Consider the following 19215-nt stretch of genomic DNA (forward strand, 5'->3'; position numbering starts at 1 on the left):
GTCCGGTCGCCCGCGGCGCGGCCCGCGCGAGGCGCGCGGGACGTCGATGTCTGGAGCCACGATCAGGGCAAATCGGGCGCGCAGTGAGCCGGGGCGCGCGGCGGGCCCGGAGATCGGGACCTGCTCCGGAGGCCGACATGAAGTAACCTCTCCCCCGCGCCGGGTCGACGTGGCGCGCCGCGCATGCGCCACGTTGAGAGCCCCCGCGAGATGACATGCAGCGCATGAGCCCCGACGACCGGGAGCCCGGCGCAGCGGCCGTGTTCGACTGGAATCGCGCCGAGCCCGCGCCCGCGGAGCGCCGGCTGCCGCCGGGCGGCGTGCCCGCCGAGGCCTGGGCTGCGGCGTGCGCCGAGGCCGAGGCGTGGCTGCCCTTCGGCCGGGGCGCCCGGCCGGTCGAGGTGCTCGACGAGACGCTGCGCGACGGCATCCAGGGCGTCTCCACCGTCAACCCCCCGAGCGCGCACAAGATCGAGCTGCTCCACGCGATGGCGAGCATCGGCGTCGACGCGGTGAACCTCGGCATCCCGGCGGCCGGGCCGCGGCAGCTCGAGGACGCGTGCCTCCTCGCCCGGGAGATCGCCTCGTCCAGGCTGCCGCTCGCCCTGACCGCGGCCGCGCGCACGATCGCCGCGGACATCGAGGAGGTCGCCCGCGTCGCGGATCGCACGGGGGCGCCGATCGTGGTCTACGCGTTCATCGGCAGCTCGCCGATCCGGCACTTCGTCGAGGGGTGGGGGCCTGATTTCCTGGCCCGCAGCGTCGAGGCGGCCGGTCGGGCCGCCGCGGCGGCCGGCTTGCCCTTCTGCCTCGTCGCGGAGGACGCGACCCGCTCGCCGCCCGCCATGCTCGACACGCTCTTCCGCGCCGCCGTGGACGCCGGCGCGGCGCGCCTCTGTCTCTGCGACACGACCGGCCATGTCACCCCGCCGGGGGTCGCGGCGCTCGTCGCGTTCGCCCGGCGCGAGCTCGCCGCGCTGGGCGCGGCCCGGATCGAGCTCGACTGGCACGGCCACAACGACCGCGGCCTCGGCCTCGCCGCCGCGCTCTGGGCGGCGGCGTGCGGCGTCGAGCGGGTCCACGCCACGGCGCTCGGCGTCGGGGAGCGGGTGGGCAACAGCTGCCTCGAGCTGCTCATCGACAACCTCGGTCGCCTCGGCTCGCGCGCCCCGGTGCCGCGCGAGCGCCTCGCCGCGTACTGCGCGGTCGCCTCGCGCGCCCTCGCCTGGCCCATCCCGCCGGATCACCCGATCGCGGGGGCGCTCACCCGGGCGTGACGCCGCTGACGCCGCTGACGCCGACGCGCGCCACGGCGGCGCGGACGATCGGCGCCGCGGGCGCGAGCGCGTCCGCGAGCTCGCCGACGCGGCCCGCCGCGCGCTCGGCGCGGGTCCACGCCGACGAGAAGCCGAGCGTGCCGGGCGGATGGGCCGCGGCGAGGGCGATCGCCTGCCGCAGATCGTCGCCGACCGCGGCGATGGCGTGGAGATCTGCCACGCCCGCCCCGCGCGCGCGCGCCGCGGCGTAGAGCGCGCGCACGATGCCGAGCAGGTCGCGGGCGGCCTCCAGCGGGAACGGGTCGTGGCGGATCGAGAGCACGCCTGCCGCAGATCACGGAGGCCGGGGCGCGGCGTCAAGGCGTGCGGCGTCCGTGGGGTCCAGCGTGAAAATTACAATGGCTCGGGAATTGCACTTGAAGAATGCCATGAACAATCGCACCCATGAGCTCGCAAAGACGGACGTACCCGGCGGCGACGACGAGGACCCGCTGCCGCCCAACCCGGGCGACCCGGGCCCGGAGCAACCCGAGCCGCCCTCGCCCGACCCCACCCAGGACCCGCGCATCCCGCCGCAGGGCGACTTTCCGCGCGGGGTCTGACCCCGGCGCGCGCCCGGGGTGGGGCCGGGCTGTGATGGTGCGGTCCTGGCCATCACTGCTGTCGCCACTGAGACCCTCTCCCATGGGCGATCGCGGCTGTCCTCGCTGTGACCCTCTTCCATGGGCAATCGCGGCGGTCTCGTGAGCACGATCTCCGCTGCGCCAGCGCCGAGGACAGCATCACGTTCGAGATCAGTTTCCTCGTACCCAGTTCGGACTTCGGATACCACGACATTCGCGTCGCAATCAGAATATGCAACTTTCCATGCTCTCCGCGAGAGCTCGTCCCTTCGCAGGAAGAGTCTGGCTGCATTTAGGTACTCTTGGAGCCTGGGGTTTTGCGGACTGATGGTTGCACTCGAGCCCGCTGCAACTCAGGATACGCTGCACCTCCGGGACGTTGAGGAACTCCGGAACGGTGAAGATTTCCCGCTCTTTCGGCTCGAACCGGCTCGAACCGGCTCGAACCGGCTCGAACCGGCTCGAACCGGCTCGGAGCCACGAAGTTGAGCGGATCCGTCCACGTGACGTTGAGCGTGAGGTCGACGCCGCTCGTCGAGACCTCCCCGGCGCGCACGTTGCCGAACACCTGTTCATTGTCCCTACGATTACTCCGCAGCCCGGATTAAGCTCGTCAATCGAATCTCCACAGCGCCTGCTCCCATCATCCGATCGTAGGGATACCGAGACACTGCATCGACATCGATCTCCGTCTCTTCGATGCAATCAAACGAGTCGTCATAGGTGGCCAGCCAGGCACGGCCTGCCGCCTCGTCGATGCGTGCCATAGGCAACATGGGCCAATCCGCAGGTGCCCAATCCTTCAGGACACCAACTATCGGCCAATTCTTGCAAAGGATCTCAAGATCTCCGAACTTTCCAACTAAAAGTGCATTCTCCGGAATAAGCTTTGCCAGGTCCACATCGCTCACTTTTGAAATTCTTGGGCCGAAAAAATAGCCGAAAGCATGACCTTCCATAGGTGCTCGCGCGAGCACACCTATCGCATGTCCGCCGTCGCGTAGGGGCACAAGGAATACGGTACCATTAGGCGCAGGCCTGCGACGCTTCATAGCTTGTCTCCCCGTCGGGGATACTCATCTCGCCGTGGATTGGTCGGCGAAATCGGCCTCCTGCGGTTCATGTCTGCTTCGGGAGTCTGGTCGTAAATGCGCTGCTCGCGACCACGCCGCGCAGGATATATGTCAGTTCGTCGATCAACTTCAAAATCGAGATCTTTGGTCTCCGAGTTCCGGCCATACTCCCCTTCTCGCCGCCGAAGGTCGTTCGTGCTACCGGTCCGACGGACCTGACCGGTTTCGGGATCGCGCAACTTGTACGTTCCTCCCTTTGCGGCCGTCGCCGTCCCCTGCGGGCCCGTGCTGCCCGACCCTTGCGACATCATCACCTGCGACAGCCCCTGGAGCCCCGCCGCGATGTTCCCGACCCCACCGACGACGAGCCCGGTCGACACTACGATCGCGGGCACACCGATCGTCGCGCCGATTCCGATGGCGCTCGTGACGCCGCCGAAGACTTCCCCGTCAAGCCCCCGATCGTGAGGGCGATCCCACCGACGATCTGCCCGATGGCCAGCCCCATCCTGGCCTCCGAGGTCCCATGGGCCAGCACGCCGGCGACGTCCAGCAACTCATGACCCACGCCGGCGAAAGGAACGGCCCCGAGCAGCAACCCGGCGACGAACCCTGCCTCGACCTGGACATAGGGGTTCTGCGACCCGTCGATCGGCGCCGTGGTCACCGGCTGCGGCACATACCCGGAGGCGTTCCCGGTCATGCTGACGTCGCCCGGAGGCGCCGGCGCGCCGATCTCCGCAGCTTCGCGGGGTCCCTCTACTTGATTGAAGAAGCGATGGTTGCATTCGAGCCCGCTGCACCTCCGGAACGCTGAGGAACTCCAGAACGATGAAGATCTCCCGCTCTTCCGGCTCGAACCGGCTCGGAGCCACGAAGTCGAGCGGATTGTTGAGCACGCAGCTGTACGGATTTCAGCCCCGAGCTGCGGAGGTCACAATAAGGCATTGCGAACGCTCTTATGAATCACGGCAGAGCCCAATCGTCCACTGCGATTGGCCTCGCAAATTCCCGCACGGGTACTGCATTGTAACAGGAACGGAAGCGCCACGCTATCGATAGCTTCGCGAATCCTTATTTGTCGCTCGTCGAATCCAATGGATATATTTTCTAGATCTAGGAGAGCTTGGCTTGCCTGTTCCTCCGCTTCGGGCATCAGTGATTCAAGCCTCAGTCGGATGTGGCACTCGCTTTCCTTGGGTGGCAACTTTGTGAGTTGCTGAGCGAGGCCCTTCACGAAGATGCCAAGGTTGATGTAGTACTGCTGCCCGAAGTTCGAGCGTTGCACGTCCACGATCAACACTGTCTCCTCGACGTTGCGATACCAAGTGCCGGATTTTCTGAGGAATTGAGCGCTCTTTAGAGCGGCGTCCGTGGCAAGCTTGACTGGGTTTTCGGTCTTCATGGGTAAGTCTCCACGCGTCCGGTCCATGTTTGTCCAGTGATGTCTTCGAGCTCCTTCACGTAGGTCTCCACTTGGCTCTTCCCTTCGCGGATCGCGCGCGGATTGTTTGGTTTGAGCTCGATCACCTCACGAGTTTTCGGGTTGACCGCATCTGGGCGGCGGCCACTTGGCAATCGGAATTCTTTCTGAAATCCTGGAGGGGGTTGCCATGATTTGTGTGCTGCTCGTCCTGCTGCTGTTGCCGCGGTTTCGCCAGAGCTCGGCGCTCTCTGCGAAATGGGTGCCGTCCCCTGCGGGCCCGTGCTGCCCGACCCGCTTGACATCATCGCTTGCGACAGCCCCTGGAGCCCCGCCGCGATGTTCCCGACCCCACCGACGACGAGCCCGGTCGACACCGCGATCGCAGGCACGCCGATCGCCGCGCCGACGCCGGTGGCGGTCGTGATGCCCCCGAAGGCCTCCCCCGTCAAGCCCCCGAGCGTGAGGGCGAGCCCACCCACGATCTGCCCGATGGCCAGCCCCATCCTGGCCTCCGGGGTCCCATGGGCCAGCACACCCGTGGCGTCCAGCAGCTCGTGACCCACGCCGGCAAAGGGCACGAGCCCCATCAGCAACCCGGCGACGAACCCTCCCTCGATCTGGACATAGGGGTTCTGCGACCAATCGATCGGCGCCGTGGTTACCGGCTGCGGCACATAGCCGGACGAGCTTCCGGTCGTGCTGACGTCGACCGGCGGCGCCGCCGCGCCGGTCTCCGCGGCCTCGCGCGGCCCCTCTACCTGATTGAAGAAGGGATGGTTGCATTCGAGCCCGCTGCAACTCAGGATGCGCTGCACCTCCGGATCGTTGTGGAACTCCGGATCATTGAAAATCTCCCGCTCTTCCGGCTCGAACCCACTCGGATCCACGAAGTTGAGCGGGCTGTTGAGCACGTAGCTGTACGGATTCCAGCTCTGCCCGAAGAACGGGAAGGAAATGATCGGATCCGTCGTCAAAAACCGCCCGATCCTGGGATCGAACATCCTGCCCTTCATGTTCAAGAGCCCGCTCTCGTCGTCGCTCTCATGCCCCGTGAACCCCTGCGTCGTCTCGCTGGAGAACGACGCCGGCGGGCGCTCTCCCCACACGGGGTTTCTCCGCTGCCCGAACGGGTCGTAGCTCCGCCGCTCGATCACGTCGCCGTCCTCGTCGGTGAGCGCATCAACCGAGCCGAGGTGGTCGACATGCACGTACCGCGTGCCGTCGTCCGGGCCTCCCCGGGTCACGATCGCCACCACGCGCTCCGGCGAGTGGACGTGGTACCGATGCTCTACCGTGCCCGACGCCGCCTCGGTGACCCGCTCGTACAGATCGCCGAAGTAGAGCGTCTCCTTGTCCGGCGTGGTCTTGCGGATCCGCTGCTGGTCGCCGTCGTAGGCGAACGTGACGGTGCTCGTGCCCTGCGTGATGCGCTCCGGGAGGTCGAACGGCGTATAGCGCACCGTCGTGCCGCCGGGGCGCGCGCTCTGATTGCCGACGGCGTCATAACTGAAGCTGTCCGTTCCCGCGCCGGTGACCGCGTGCGGGTGCAGCGGGTCGTCGTAGAGAAGCGTTCCGACGTCCGACTTGAAGGTGATATTGCCGTTCGGCGCGTAGTCGTAGCGGAGCGCGCAGGGCGCCGACGCGCTCTCCACCTCGCCGAAGTACGCGCAGGTCAGCCGGTGGATCGCGTCGTGCCGGAAACGCTCCGTCGTGTTCTGGGGCTGGAGCGCGTCGGTGCGGTGGGTGAGATTCAGGCGATCGTCGTAACCATAGTCCAGGTCTTGCACCTCGCCCGCGCCGCTCTGCGTCACCATGTGCCTCAGGCGCTGCTTGTCGGCGAGGTAGCTCCGCTCCGTGACCGCGCCATTGCCGAACACCTCCTCTCGAAAGCGCCCCGCGTTGTCCACGTCCGTCAAGCGCCAGTACGCGGCGTTCGTCTGGCTGTCGCGCACGGCGAGCACATGGCCATGCGGGTCGTGGTCGTGGGCCACGACGAACGACGCCGCGCCGGAAGGCGCAGGATACGTCACCGTATCGATCCGGCCGAGATCGTCGTAGCCCAGCTTGGCTTCCAGGGGAGCGCCCTCTCCATCGATGCGGAGCGTGATCGTCTCGGTCTGGCTGAAGCGGGTGTACTCGTACGTCTTGTCGCCATCGGGGCTCGCGAGCCTGTGGAGCTTTCCGATCCCGTGCGCCGCGGTATCCCAGGTCCACTTCGTCGTCAGAAGCTCGGCGCCGTGCTGGTCCACGCGCGTGTCGGGTCGGCCGAGCGCGTCGTACGTCCACGTGATCTCGCGTCCGAGCGCATCCGTCGACGACATCGGCTCGCCGAAGCCGTCATGGACCGAGACCGTCGTGCCCCGATCGGGGTCGTCGAGCTGCCGGACGCGGCCGAACGCGTCGCGCGTCGTGCGCGTCACAGCGCCGCCTGGATCGGTGACCGTGTGCAGCATGCCGAACGGGCCGTAGCTATAGCGGGTGATCCCGCCGGCCGCATCGGTGATGGACTCGGTTCTCCCCAGCGGATCCTGCTCGGTCACGGTCACGTGATCGAGCGGGTCGGTGACGCGCGCGAGCAAGCCGTCGTACTCGGCCGTCGTGACCGCGTTCCACGGCGTCGTATGGCGCACTTCGCGGCCCACGGCGTCGTGCTCGTAGCGGTCATACAGCCGCTCGCTCTCGGGCGTATCCTCGCTGACCGGCACCGAGCGCCGCGCGATGTGCTCGCCCAGCGCATCGTAGCCGATCTCTTGCAGGATGCGCTTCGCCTCGCCCCAGCCCTGCGACGGTTCCGGCTCGGGCCCGTACCACCACGACCGGATCGGGCGGCCGAGGCTGTCGTACTCCACCGTGTCGTCGGCGCCGCCGGTCGTCGTGCTCTGCTGCATCACGCGCCAGGCATCCTGCTCCGGGCCGCCGTCCTTTGTGCGCGAGAGCGTGACCGTCGTCGTGGTGCCGTCCGGGCGCGTCTTGATGCCGAGGCGCCCGAAGCCGTCGTACTTCCACTCCGTGACGAGCTGATTCGGATCGACCCGCTTGAGGAGCACGCCGAGCGCGTCGTCGTACTCCACGATCGTCGTGTGCTCGGCCGCATTGACATACTTCTCGGGGAACAGGCCCTCCTCGTCGAGCTCCGTGGTGGATGTACGCTTGTGGCCGAAGGCGTCCTCCGCCGTGACGCCGGTGATGTTCCCGAAGTCATCGCGCGTGTACGTGAGCGACAGCTTCGTGTCGGGCAGGCCGTCGTCGCTCTCGGTCGACTCGGTATCCACCTCGCCGTAGATCGTCGTGGTTCGCGTGAGGATCCGGCACTGCGACAGCCCCGCCGCGGCGCTGCACTCCTTCTGCGTCTCGAGCTGGCCGAGGACCCAGCGCTCGGTGTCGTTCTTGAACGTCCGCGTGACGTTGAGCGTGAGGTCGACGCCGCTCGTCGAGGCCTCCTTGGCGCGCACGTTCCCGAACTCGTCGAACTCCGTCACCTTCGACACCGAGTCGCGCAGCAGCGTCGCGCCGTCGCCTCCGCCCTCGACCTGACGCACGTACGTCTCGATCGAGGGCATCGCGCCGCTCGGGGGCGGATAGACCCCTTGCGCTCGCCTCACCCGGCGTTCGGTAGGCAGCGAGAAGTACGTCGCGCCGTTGTTCGTCGGAACGACCGTCCGCTTCACGTCGACGAACGAGAGCTCGATCTGGTCCGGCCTGGGCTGGCTGGGCAACCCTGGCGCCCAGCGCCACGTCTGCTGGACGTGCCCTGCGAAAGGAAAGACCTGCAGCTCGTCGTCAAAGGTGACATGGTCGTAGACGTCGATCCTTGCGGCGCGCGTGTCCAGATCGGTGACGATCCGCTCTCCGAACCCGAGAAACCCGCGGCCCAGCCGGTGATAGCGTCCGTCCCGGTAGCTGACCTCGAAGCGCCGCGGTCGATCCGCGCCGCTATTGAGGGCGTACCCGCTGACCACCCGCCGAGGGCCCACGATGCAGCGCCGCGGATAGCCGCAGTCGTCCGCCGCGCTGGAACGGGCGAGATAGAGCGCGCTCCTCCGGTCCGGATCCTCCTCCGCTGCGCCTCCGCTCGTGACCGACGCATCGGTCAGGTGGCCGTACGAAATGCTCACGTTGGGCACGAAGTCCGGCTCGGTCGGGTCGTGCGCGTTCATCCCGTCGGAGACCGCGACGAGGAGATCCTGATCGGCCGAGAGGTTCTGGAAGATGTTGAACACGCCGCCGAGCGGCAGGATCACGTCCTGGGCCCCGTCCCCATTGACGTCGCCGGTGCGCGCCCCGTGTGGATCGGCCAGGGTGACGGCATCGCCGAGGCTGGCCGCGAACGGCACCCCTGCATCGACGAGCTTGAACGGCGGCCCCGCGCGGTCGCCGGTCGCCAGCAGGACGGCCCAGGACGGGAGCGCGTCGGAGCCGCCCAGCAGCATGCCTGGTGGGACGGGCATGAGGAGATCCTGCCGCCCGTCGCCATTGAAGTCGAGCGGCACGGCGAACCGGAAGAACGCGTCCTGATCCGACAGACCCAGCAAATCGCCGAAGCTGAACGCGCTCACGGTCCGGAACGACGAGGCCACGAACGTCGGCCCGGTGTTGAGGTAGGTGATGAGCTCGTGGTGGTTGAAGCCGGATTCGACGGCATCGGGTAGGCCATCGCCATTCACGTCGAGAAAGACGACGCGACCCCCGCCCCACACGACGGGGAGCTCGGTGTCGATCACCTCCCAGCGTCCCTCGCCCCGGCGCATGATCGCGTCGTAGCTCTCTCCGAGGAGGATCGTCCCGTCACCGAACCGCCGCAGGGACGGCACGATGAGATCGATCTTGCTGTCGGCGTCGACGTCGAGCGTGTGGAGCTCCGTATCGCAGGGATACCCGGTGAGCAGCTCGATCGATTCGCTCGCCGGGTCGAATCCCGCGGGCGTCGCGCCGCGCACAGGCCTCCAGAGGTGGACGGTCCACACGGAAGAGGCCGGAATCGGCGATTGTCCCAGTCGGTCGTGGTCCTCGCACTGGAGCAGATCCGGCATGCCATCGCCGTCCAGGTCGGCGAGGTGCATCGAGCCGCCGGGGCTGCTCAGGCTCGGCGGCGCGGGCGTGACCCCGAGCGGGAACGGCCGGCGGATCCCCGTGTCATGAAGCGCGAAGGTCCGGTCCGGCCGGGACAGGAGCACATGCCACGTGGTCTTGGCATCGTAGGCATCGTGGAGCAAGACGTCCCTCCGCCCATCATCGTCGAAGTCCAGGACCGTCCCGAGCTCGGGCTGGAGAAGGGCCGGGTCGGAGGGCCCAGCCGGATCGGCGACGAACAGCCAATCCTCGAGGAAGGCGAGCTCCGCCGGTGCGAGGTAAGTCGGTGAGCTGCGCGGTCCTAGGTTTCGCGCCACCCGCCACGCGGTGATCGGATTCGACGGCGTGCTGAGCCCCGCGACCATGTCCGGAATCACCAGATCGTCGAGCCCGTCGGCGTCGATGTCGAACACCATCGGGCTCGCCAGCTCGGAGACCGGCTTGTCGACATCCGTCGTCAGCCGCTTGAACCCCGGCTTCCCATGGCTGTACTGAAAGCGGGTGGGAGGCTTGCAGACCCGATCGCTCGAGCACTCCTCGACCTCAGTCAACAGCGTCCGGGTCGTCGTCGGGCTGAGCTCGTAGCGGAATCCGTAGCTCCGGACCAGCGCGTCGCCCGGACCGAGCATCTGGATCTCCTCCAGGCGAAGCGAGCGCTGGAGCGCCATGCCGCCCGAGTAGCCCGTACGAATAGCGGCCGGGTCCTTGGTGCCATACAGGAAGCGCACCGCCCGCGAAGGCGCGAGCGACGGCGTGCCCTCGAAGCTCGTGTAGCGGATCTCATCCACTGCGTACTCGGCGGCATGGCCGTCCTCGGCCTCGGCGAGGCAATACGTGGTCGTCATGGCGTTGCCCCGGCCGTCACGGACCTTCTCCGCGAGCCACGCACGCGGGATGCCTCCCCGCGCGAGCGGCTTGCTGCCTTCGGTGCGCCCGTACTCGACGACGCGGCCATTCGGCAGGTAGGCCTCGAAGAAGAGCGCTTCGGCGGGCGCACCGCCCTCCGGAGGGTAGTGCCCGACCACCTTGACGAAGGTCTCCGCGAACGTCCGGTACTCGATGGTTCCCGGTCCCTCTCCCACGGGGACGAGGCGCTGGCCATCGAGGCAGAGCTCGTCATCACCGTCGTACCGCACGCCGCGGATCTCGCCGTCCTGCGCGAGGCTCTTCGGACATCGCGTGATCGCGGAGAGCCCTGCGATGGAGAAGCCGGCGCCGAGTACGCCGTCGCCGCCATCGCTGCGATAGACGACCTGGAGCCGAGGACCCATGCCCGCGCGGGAGGGCACGGTAGCCAGCTCCATGGTGTACACGGCCTCCCCGGTGCTCGTGACGGAGAACGTCCCCGGTACGGTGCCGGCAGCGACGGTCTCGACCGCCGGCGTGGGGCGGGACGTGTCGGGGCCATGCGCGCGCTGGGTCCGGCAAGCAATGAGGCCATGAGGCGGCTCCAGGGGCGGATCGCCGCGCACACACTGGCATCCCCCCTGCGCGAGCGCGCAAGCGAGAAGCATCAAGAGCGGGATCCACGCCCGGAGAACGCGTCGAAAAACGAGCGCCATCGCAGCCTCCCTCGCAGCGAGGAGGCCATGGCGCGGCGGCTCGCGTCAAGCGCTGATCTGAAGTCGGTCCCCCTTCCCTATGCTGAGCTCAAGGCATTCGTCAGGGTGTCTGTGCGCGGCCAGCATGCACGCGGCAACAGGGATTGCGCTGTGTCCATAACGCTTTTGGTCGTCCGCGCTGGAGGCGCCGTAAGGCGAGATCGATCGGACGGCGCATCCACATCATCGCCCGCCCGTCGCCCTGGGTGTGGTCCTTGCGGCGCTCACCGGGGTCGACCCTGCCATGACCGGGGCCATGATGCCCCGCTCGACGAGCTTGCTCCTGCGCGTTGCCGACTGCCGCACTGCGGCCGTGCGTGACCACCTCGGCGGCGATCCGAAGTGCCGCGCTCTGTTCGTGCTTTTCGGCCGTCCACCGCCGTGCGGGAGGTACCGGCGACGGTCTTTCGTTCCAGGGAATGGTTACGGATCCACCCAAGTTCACTTGGGCGAGAAGAGGCATATGTAGATCGTTGCCTCGCCCATCATCATCACCCCGTCCGTGTCCACATCCGGCACCACCTCGTTCCCGAGCTCCGGCGGGATCGTCTGGTAGCCGGGGTACGTGGCCTCGATTTCTTCCACGACGGCCGCCGGTATCTCGTCGGGCTCGCCCGTATCGTGGATCCCATAATAAGGCCCGCCCTGCGGCAACGTGCATGGATTGGCGCAGCCACCACGGCGCACGATCGCGGACCACCGCAGGCCGGTCTTCGTGATGTAACAATGGCCGCGGATTCCACGAGAAAAGTGCCCGGGTCGAGACTAGACGTGCAGCTCGTTGAGCCGCCGGAGCCCCCGCCCGATCCGCCACCCGTTCCGTCAGGCCGGCCGCCCGAGCCGTCCCCACCGGTGCCGACGTCGGGTCCAGGCTCCGAACTGCAACCCAATCCGGCCCAGAGCCCCACCACGACGAGGCCCACCGAAACAATTGTAATTTCCCCCACGTTCCTGGTCGCTCCTACGGCATACCGCAACGTCCGTGCCAGTCGCAGGCGCTACCTGCGCACACGCGCCCGTCCTGCCAGCCAGGAGCGCTGAAGAAAATTCCCTTCTCATTTCGCGGAGTTGAGAAATTTTCCCCTGCCCCGTCGTTTACGACCGCGCGCCGCGCGTCGTGCTCCATGAAGGGCCCGGCGAGTGGCGAGGCCGCCCCGCCGCGCTTCTTCTCACCTCTGACATCAGGAGTCAGCCATGCGTTTTATGATGATGCACAAGAACGATCCCGAGACCGAAGCAGGCAACCCACCGCCCCTCGAGCTCGTCCACAAGATGGGCGCCTTCGTCGGCGAGTTCGCGCAATCCGGTCGACTCATCGACGGTGCCGGCCTCGGTGGCAGCAAGACGCGAACGCGCTTGGTCTTCCGCGAAGGCAATGTCACCACCAAGCGCGGCCCCTACCGGGGCGCGCACGAGCTTCCCGCCGCGACCTTGCAACTCAAGGTCGGCACCCTCGAGCAAGCGCTCGGCTGGGCGGAGCGCTACGGCAAGATCCTCGGCGACTGTGAGCTCGAGGTCGGCAAGGTCAACGAGCCGTGGGACATCGGCGTAATGCCCATGCCGGAGAACCCTCCACTCCAGGTGCTCCTGATCGAAAAGGCCGATCGGTCCACCGAGGCTGGCGGGCGGAGTGCCCAGCAGAAGGCCGCGCTCTCGCGCCTCCGGACCGAGATGACCAAAGCTGGCGTGCTCGTCCGCACCCATCGACTCGAGCCGAGCGCCCAGGGCAAACGCCTCCTGTTCACCAAGGGCGAGCTCAGCGTGCTCGACGGGCCCTTCGCGGAGTCGAAGGAGCTCATCGGTGGCTTCGCGGTCCTCGACCTCTCGGGGATGGACGAAGTCATCGACGTGTCCAGGCGCTACGCGGACATCCTCGGTGGCACGCTCGAGATCGACGTGCGTCTCGTCAGCCAGGACGAAGAGTAGGCGCGCGGGGCGGAGGCGGCCGTCGAGGCGGTCTCGCCGCCTGCGGTGTGGCGTCGAAGGGAGGCGCCGGCGGCGGATCTGCCGGTATTCCTTGTGTCGGTGGGGCCGCGGCGGGACGAGACGATCGTGCTTCGGGACGCGTTCGGCTGAACGTCAGGCCGAGAGGCTCTTCATGTCGATCACGAAGCGGTAACGAACGTCGCCCTTCACGGTCCGCTCGTACGCCTCGTTGACCTGCTGGATCGGGATCACCTCCACGTCGGAGACGATCCCGCGCTCGCCGCAGTAATCGAGCATCTCCTGCGTCTCCTTGATCCCGCCGATCGCGGAGCCCGCGAACCGACGGCGGCCGAGGAGCAGGCCGAAGGCCCCGATCTCGAGCGGCTTCTCCGGCGCGCCCACGAGCACGAGCGTGCCGTCGCGCCGGAGCGTGCCGATGAGCGCGTTCACGTCGTGCGAGGCCGACACGGTGTCGAGGATGAAGTCGAACGAGCCCGCCGCCGAGGCGACCGCGCTCGGGTCGGTGCTCACGAGGAAGTGATTGGCGCCGAGCCTGCGCGCGTCGGCCTCCTTCCGCGTCGACGTGCTGATCACGGTGACCTCGGCGCCGAGCGCTGCGGCGAACTTCACGCCCATGTGCCCGAGTCCGCCGAGGCCGACCACGGCGACCCTCTGCCCCGGGCCCACCTTCCAGTGGCGCAGGGGCGAGTAGGTCGTGATGCCGGCGCAGAGCAGCGGCGCCACGGCCGCGGGGTCGAGGCTCATCGGCACGCGGAGCACGTAGCTCTCGTCCGTCACGAGGACATCGGAGTAGCCGCCGAACGTCGGCGTCTTGCCGTCCCTCTCGATGCCGTTGTACGTGGCGATCATCCCGCTCGCGCAGTACTGCTCGAGCCCCTCCTGGCAGGACCCGCAGACGCGGCACGAGTCGACGAAACAACCGACGCCGACGCGGTCTCCCTCGCGGAACTTCGTGACGCCCTTCCCGACGGCCTTCACGTGGCCGACGATCTCGTGGCCCGGCACCATGGGGTAAATCGAATTGCCCCACTCGCCTCGGGCCTGATGAATGTCGGAATGGCAGATCCCGCAATGGGAGATCGCGATCACCACGTCGTGCTCGCCCGGGTCTCGCCGGTCGAACGCGAACGGAGCGAGGGGCGATTGTGCGTTTTGCGTGGCGTAGCCTTGTGCTCGAATCATCCGACCTGTGTACACGGAACGGCAAGGCGCGGCAACGGCAGGGGACGCAGGCTGCGTGCCCGCTTCCTCGCTCGAAGAGCGACGGGACGAACTCCTCCACTGTCGCCAGCGCTTTGAGCCCACCCCGCAGGCTGTGGAGTGGAGGCGGCCTCATCGAGGAACAGCGAAAGCCGCCATTCTCTGTCAGAGAACGGCATCGCCCGTTCGACCGCAAAGTACGGGTCGGCGTGGTCGTTCTGGGACGTGTTCGTCTGGCCGAGTCGGTCGAACCCGACCCCCACTTCCAGGACCACGCTCCGCCGCGCGCCGTGATGGGGCCGATGTAGCCCAGGCGCGCCGGTTTCGTTCGATCTGCACGACCCGTGGCAGGTGCGGTGCGAGCTTCACTTTCTCCTCCTGGCTCGCACGGCGCAGCCGCCGCTGTGACCGCAACCCCGCGCTGGCGGCGACCCAGGTGCGCTTCAGCTCCCGCATGGGACTTCCATGTCCCTCGATTCCTGTGTAATCATGCAAGATGCTGGCGGCGCTGGCTGTCGAATCGCCGCCGGCAAGATTCTCTTGGTTGCGAACAACGTGTGATCTGACCGCGAAAGGTGTTCCAATGAATCAAGGATCGTCTTCGGGGCGTCTGTCCAGGAGCCGCATCGGGTGCTCCCTGTCTGTCCTTCTCTGTGCGCTCGCGCTCGCCGGCTGCGGCGGCATGGATCCCTCCTCTTCATCCGGGGATGACGAATCCGCGCCGAGCGGAGACGACGAGTTGAGCTGGGAGGAGTTCCAGGCGAACGCCTACCGCGACCCGGAGCGCGGGCTCTACATCCTCGACGGCGACGAGCGGGGGCTCAACGACGTGGAGCTGCGTGCCGTCTACGATCGCTATGTCCAGACCGGCGTGCTCGTCGTGAAGCCGCTCGGGCGGCGCTGACGACACCTCGCAGGGATGCTGGGCCGGCGCGGTGCTACCCGCGATCTTCCTCGCGCCGCATCTTCACCGCACATGCCTTGTACGAGGGCTGCCGGGAATACTGATCGAACGCCGGGAACGTCAGCTTGTTCGTGATCTCGTAGTGCATCGGGATGAAGATCTCCCCCGGCTGCACCGAGTTCGTGACGAACGCCCGCGCCTTGATCTCCGCGCGGCGTGACGCGATGACGACCCACTCGTTCATCTCGAACCCGAGCTTCTTCGCGTCGACCGGGCTCACCTCGACGTAGATCTCCTTCGGATAGAGCCGCTGCAGCACCGCCGACTTCTTTGTCCGCGTCTGCGTGTGCCACTGGCTGGAGCTCCCTCGCCCGGTGAGCAGCGTGAACGGATACTGCTCGTCGGTCGGCTCCGGCAGCTGGCGGGGCGCCTGGAAGGCGAACTTCGCCCTCTGATCCGGCCGGTAGTACTGGCCGTCCTCGAACAGCCGCCGCTCGTTCGTCTCGAAGGCCGCCCCCTCGGGGTAGGGCCACTGGATGCCCCCGCGCTCGTCGATCATCGCGTAGTCGTCGATGCCCGTGATGTCGCACGGCTGCCCCTTCGAGAGCCGCTTCATGATCTGGAAGACGGCCTCGGGGCTCTTCCACTCCTCGAGCAGGTCGCCGCAGCCCCAGTACTGGGCCACGAGCTGGAAGATGTGGAAGTCGGCCAGCGCCTGGCCGGGCGCCCGCGCGACCTTCTTCACGAGGCCGATGCGCCGCTCCGAGTTGATGAACGTGCCCTCCTTCTCGGCCCACGAGGCCGCCGGCAGGACGAGGTGCGCGCGCTCCGCCGTCTCGGTCGTGGCATACATGTCCTGCACCACGAGGAACTCCAGGCGGCCGAGGAGCTCGTGCAGGTCCTCCTGGTTGATCCAGGAGTGGGCCGGGTTCGTCGCGATGATCCAGAGCCCCTTGATCTTCCCCTTCAGGATGCCTTCGATGATCTGGTCGTAGGCCAGGCTGTTCCGGGTCGGGATGACCTCCTCCGGGATGTCGAGGATCGCGGCGATCTTCTTCCGGTGCTCCTCCTTCGTGAAGTCGTGGCCGGCGAACAGGCCCGTCGTGTTGCTGAACATCCGCGAGCCCATCGCGTTGCACTGGCCCGTGATGGAGTTCGCCCCGGTCCCGGGCCGCCCGATGTTCCCCGTCATCAGCGCGAGGTTGATGATCGCCTGCGCGACCCGCACGCCCTCGTGGCTCTGGTTGACGCCCATGGTCCACCAGAACGACACCCGCTTTCCGCTGTGGATCGTCTCGGCGAACGACGCGAGCTGCTCCTCGCTGATCCCCGTCGCCGCGGACACCCGCGCGGGCGTGAACTCCTCGACGTGCGCCCTGAACTGCTCGAAATCGACGGTGTGCGCGTCGATGTAATCCCTGTCGATCCACCCGCGCTGGATGAGGAGGTGCGCGATACCGTAGAACAGCGTCAGGTCCGACTTCGGCTTCAGCGCATAGTGCGCCGTCGCCGCCATCGCCGTCTCGGTCTTGCGCGGATCCACGACGACGATCGCCGGATGATTCTTGTTCTTGCACAGCCGCTCCCACATGATCGGGTGGGCGATGCAGAGGTTCGAGCCGACGAGCACCACGACGTCGGACTCCTCGAAATCCCGGTACGTGTAGGGCGGCGCGTCGAAGCCGAACGACTCCTTGTAGGCGACAACCGACGTCGCCATGCACTGCCGGGTGTTGCCGTCCCCGTGCAGCATGCCCATCCCGAACTTCGCGAGCGCCCCGAGGAAGGCCATCTCCTCGGTGACGATCTGCCCCGTGCTGATGAAGGCGACCGACTCCTTGCCGTGCGCCTCCTGGATCGCCTTGAACCTGTCGACGAACGTGCGCAGCGCGACGTCCCACTCCACCCGCTCCAGCTTCCCGCGGGCGTTCCTGAGGAGCGGCGTCGTGGCGCGGTCGCTCGCCCGGAGCGGCGTGAGCGCCTCCCAGCCCTTCGGGCACGCCATCCCCAGGTTGACGGGATAGTCGGTGTTCGGCGAGAGGTTGATCGCCTCGCCGTCCTTCAGGTGGACGTTCAGCCCGCATCCGGTCGAGCAGAAGCCGCACACGACCGTGGTCGTCTGATCCGGCTTCAGCCGCGCAGGCACCCTCCCGAGGCCGAACTCGCCGGGCGCGAGCAGCAGGTCGCGCGTCAGCGGCCCGTTGCGCTGCAGGAGGAGGTTGTCCGCCTTCTTCGGCTCCGCGGACGTCTTCTTTGCCTTTGCATCGCTCGCGTCGGTGGTCATCAGGAGAGCCCTCCGGGCATCTTGGAGGCGGGCGCGGCGGCGAAGAACAGATACCGCTCGAGGAACTCGCCCGCGAGGCAGAACACGAACGCCACGACCGCCATGGCCATCAAAGCTTCGGAGCTCACGCCGCTGTTCGGCGCCGAGAAGAGGCTGAGCGCGGGCAGGACGATGCCGCCGAGCGCGCCGCAGGCGAAGCGCCAGCCCGTCGCGCCCTTCAGCTCCCCCGCCATCAGGATCGCGCTCCGCTTGAGCGTCGAGTGGCTCCGCCGCCGGAGGTGCCGGAACATCGACAGCTCCACCACCAGCTTGAGCGCCATCGACACGCACAAGAACGCGCTCAGCGCGCGGAAGCCGCGGGTCAGGAGCAGCGCCGCGTGCTCGCGGCTCAGCAGCAGCGCGACCATCAGGACCGTCGAGCTCCCGAGCACGGCCGCCGTGCCCGCGAACTTGAAGCCCGTGAGGCCCCCGCGCCAGTGCTCGCGCTGGGTCGCGGCGTACACCATCACCGAGCAGAACACGCCCAGCATCCCGCTCAACGCGACCGCGTAGGACAGCGGCGTCTGCAAGGGGGCGAGCGGCAAGAGCGGCGCGAGCGCCGGGATCGAGGGCACCCAGAACGAGGCCGCGTAGAGGGTCGCGGCGCCGGCGAAGAGCGAGAACCCGAGGATCTCCCGGCTGAGCCACGACGTCTTGAGCCCCAGGAACGCCCGGAACGCGAACTGCGGTCGACCCAGGTGCAAGAGGCTCGCGTTCAGCGCCGCGAGCCCGAACACGAGCGCGAAGGTGGCGCTGTGGCCGCCGAAATCCCGGGTCGCCTGCTCGCCGAGCAGCTCGTTGAGGGCCAGGTTCACGCAGAACGCGCCCACCGAGAGCTGCGTCAGCACGAGCATGGCGACGAGCGGAGGGTGGGAGTGCTCCCGGCTCACCTGGTAGAAGTCCGCAGGCAGCATGTTGCGCGGGAGCGACTTCTTCGTCTTGTAGGTGGTCGTCGGGATCGTGATCTCCGGCGCCGCCGCGCCCGGCAGGAAGACGTTGGTCTGGCTCTCCTGCACGGCCTGCGCCTGATCGATCACCGTGATGCGAATGGCGCCGTTGGGGCACGACTGCACGCACGCCGGGGCCTCGTCGTTGGCCAGCCGGTCGCTGCACATATCGCACTTGCGCACGATCCCCCGCTCCGCGTTGAACTTCGGAGCGTCGTAGGGACACATCAGGACGCAGTACTGGCAGCCGATGCACTGATCATCGAGGTGCTTGACGATGCCGGTGACCGGGTCCTTCTCGTAGGCCTTGACCGGACAGCCCGTCATGCACGCCGGGTCCAGGCAGTGGTGGCACGCCGTGGTCACGCTCTGCTGCGCCGGCGCCTGGGGCGTGCCGCCGTGCAGGAGCCCGACCGAGCGCCACACCTCGTCCTCGTCGAGGCCGTTCAGGCTGTGGCAGGCGGTGACGCACGCCTTGCACGCCGTGCAGGCGTCGAGGTCGACCTCGAACGCGTACTGCTGCCCCGGCTTCGGCTTCTCGAAGGGGATGAGGTCGCGGTAGTACTTGGATTGAGCCGGGAGCGCGTGCTCCTCGTGGATCTTCGAGAATTTCTCGACCGCCGTGAGCTTCTGCTGGTCCGCGAGGAGCGCCTCCAGCAGGGTCTTGTTGCTGTCCTGGATCTTCGGCGGCGAGTTGATGATGGGCAAACGAAAATGAGTGTCCGACACCTTTGCAACGCTCATCGATAATCCCTGTCTACCCCGCGCGGAAACCTAGCCCGGAGAACTTCAAGAGACACACCGCGAACGGCGGCGTGCCCGTC

13 protein-coding genes are annotated in these 19215 nt (G+C 67.5%); 4 read left to right on the forward strand and 9 right to left on the reverse strand.

All coding sequences use genetic code 11. The features are described 5' to 3' along the window. Nucleotides 1–224 precede the first annotated feature (224 nt). Nucleotides 225–1277, forward strand: a complete 1053-nt coding sequence (locus WME75_RS43655; RefSeq protein ID WP_437483765.1) for a 2-isopropylmalate synthase — start codon at nucleotides 225–227, stop codon at nucleotides 1275–1277. Here the strand turns inward: WME75_RS43655 and WME75_RS43660 are convergent. After that, entirely contained in the window at nucleotides 1264–1599 is a 336-nt protein-coding gene (locus WME75_RS43660) for a hypothetical protein (RefSeq protein WP_437483767.1), read from the reverse strand. The two genes, WME75_RS43655 and WME75_RS43660, sit on opposite strands and share 14 nt — an antisense overlap. Nucleotides 1600–1705: 106 nt before the next feature. Between WME75_RS43660 and WME75_RS43665 the strand changes: the two genes are divergently transcribed. Beyond that, a complete protein-coding gene (locus WME75_RS43665) occupies nucleotides 1706–1879 on the forward strand; it encodes a hypothetical protein (protein WP_437483769.1) in 174 nt (57 codons plus the stop codon). A 608-nt stretch (nucleotides 1880–2487) separates the two neighbouring features. On the opposite strand, the gene WME75_RS43670 is transcribed toward WME75_RS43665, so the two are convergent. The 5 genes from WME75_RS43670 to WME75_RS43690 form a co-directional block, all read right to left on the reverse strand. Continuing rightward, a complete protein-coding gene (locus WME75_RS43670; protein ID WP_437483771.1) occupies nucleotides 2488–2952 on the reverse strand; it encodes an immunity 26/phosphotriesterase HocA family protein in 465 nt (154 codons plus the stop codon). Between the two features lie 400 nt (nucleotides 2953–3352). Beyond that, nucleotides 3353–3676, reverse strand: coding sequence for a hypothetical protein (locus WME75_RS43675; protein WP_437483773.1), 324 nt, complete (start codon nucleotides 3674–3676; stop codon nucleotides 3353–3355). A gap of 231 nt (nucleotides 3677–3907) precedes the next feature. Continuing rightward, nucleotides 3908–4378: a DUF4304 domain-containing protein gene (locus WME75_RS43680; RefSeq protein WP_437483775.1), complete on the reverse strand. Its 471-nt coding sequence runs from the start codon at nucleotides 4376–4378 to the stop codon at nucleotides 3908–3910. Continuing rightward, nucleotides 4375–11031 carry an RHS repeat-associated core domain-containing protein gene (locus WME75_RS43685; RefSeq protein ID WP_437483777.1) on the reverse strand — a complete coding sequence of 2219 codons (6657 nt, stop codon included), beginning with the start codon at nucleotides 11029–11031 and terminating at the stop codon, nucleotides 4375–4377. The genes WME75_RS43680 and WME75_RS43685 overlap by 4 nt, the downstream gene beginning before the upstream one ends. Before the next feature lie 480 nt (nucleotides 11032–11511). Further along, nucleotides 11512–11757: a hypothetical protein gene (locus tag WME75_RS43690; RefSeq protein ID WP_437483780.1), complete on the reverse strand. Its 246-nt coding sequence runs from the start codon at nucleotides 11755–11757 to the stop codon at nucleotides 11512–11514. Nucleotides 11758–12342: 585 nt separating this feature from the next. On the opposite strand from WME75_RS43690, the gene WME75_RS43695 reads away from it, so the two are divergent. After that, nucleotides 12343–12996, forward strand: a complete 654-nt coding sequence (locus WME75_RS43695) for a YciI family protein (RefSeq protein WP_437483783.1) — start codon at nucleotides 12343–12345, stop codon at nucleotides 12994–12996. A 153-nt stretch (nucleotides 12997–13149) separates the two neighbouring features. Here the strand turns inward: WME75_RS43695 and WME75_RS43700 are convergent, their stop codons facing one another. Then, nucleotides 13150–14199 (reverse strand): NAD(P)-dependent alcohol dehydrogenase, encoded by a 1050-nt coding sequence (locus tag WME75_RS43700; protein WP_437483786.1) that lies wholly within the window; start codon nucleotides 14197–14199, stop codon nucleotides 13150–13152. Nucleotides 14200–14956: 757 nt separating this feature from the next. Between WME75_RS43700 and WME75_RS43705 the strand changes: the two genes are divergently transcribed. Next, nucleotides 14957–15121, forward strand: coding sequence for a hypothetical protein (locus WME75_RS43705; protein ID WP_437483788.1), 165 nt, complete (start codon nucleotides 14957–14959; stop codon nucleotides 15119–15121). A 34-nt stretch (nucleotides 15122–15155) separates the two neighbouring features. Here the strand turns inward: WME75_RS43705 and WME75_RS43710 are convergent, their stop codons facing one another. Both WME75_RS43710 and WME75_RS43715 read right to left on the reverse strand, forming a co-directional pair. Continuing rightward, on the reverse strand, nucleotides 15156–17405 hold the full coding sequence (locus tag WME75_RS43710; RefSeq protein WP_437483791.1) for a molybdopterin oxidoreductase family protein: 2250 nt from the start codon (nucleotides 17403–17405) through the stop codon (nucleotides 15156–15158). Continuing rightward, nucleotides 17405–19135 carry a DmsC/YnfH family molybdoenzyme membrane anchor subunit gene (locus tag WME75_RS43715; protein WP_437483794.1) on the reverse strand — a complete coding sequence of 577 codons (1731 nt, stop codon included), beginning with the start codon at nucleotides 19133–19135 and terminating at the stop codon, nucleotides 17405–17407. The genes WME75_RS43710 and WME75_RS43715 overlap by 1 nt, the downstream gene beginning before the upstream one ends. Nucleotides 19136–19215 lie beyond the last annotated feature (80 nt).

Origin of the sequence: Sorangium sp. So ce1014 (genome assembly GCF_051521505.1) — a bacterium.
In the GTDB taxonomy this organism is placed as follows: Bacteria; Myxococcota_A; Polyangia; order Polyangiales; family Polyangiaceae; genus Sorangium.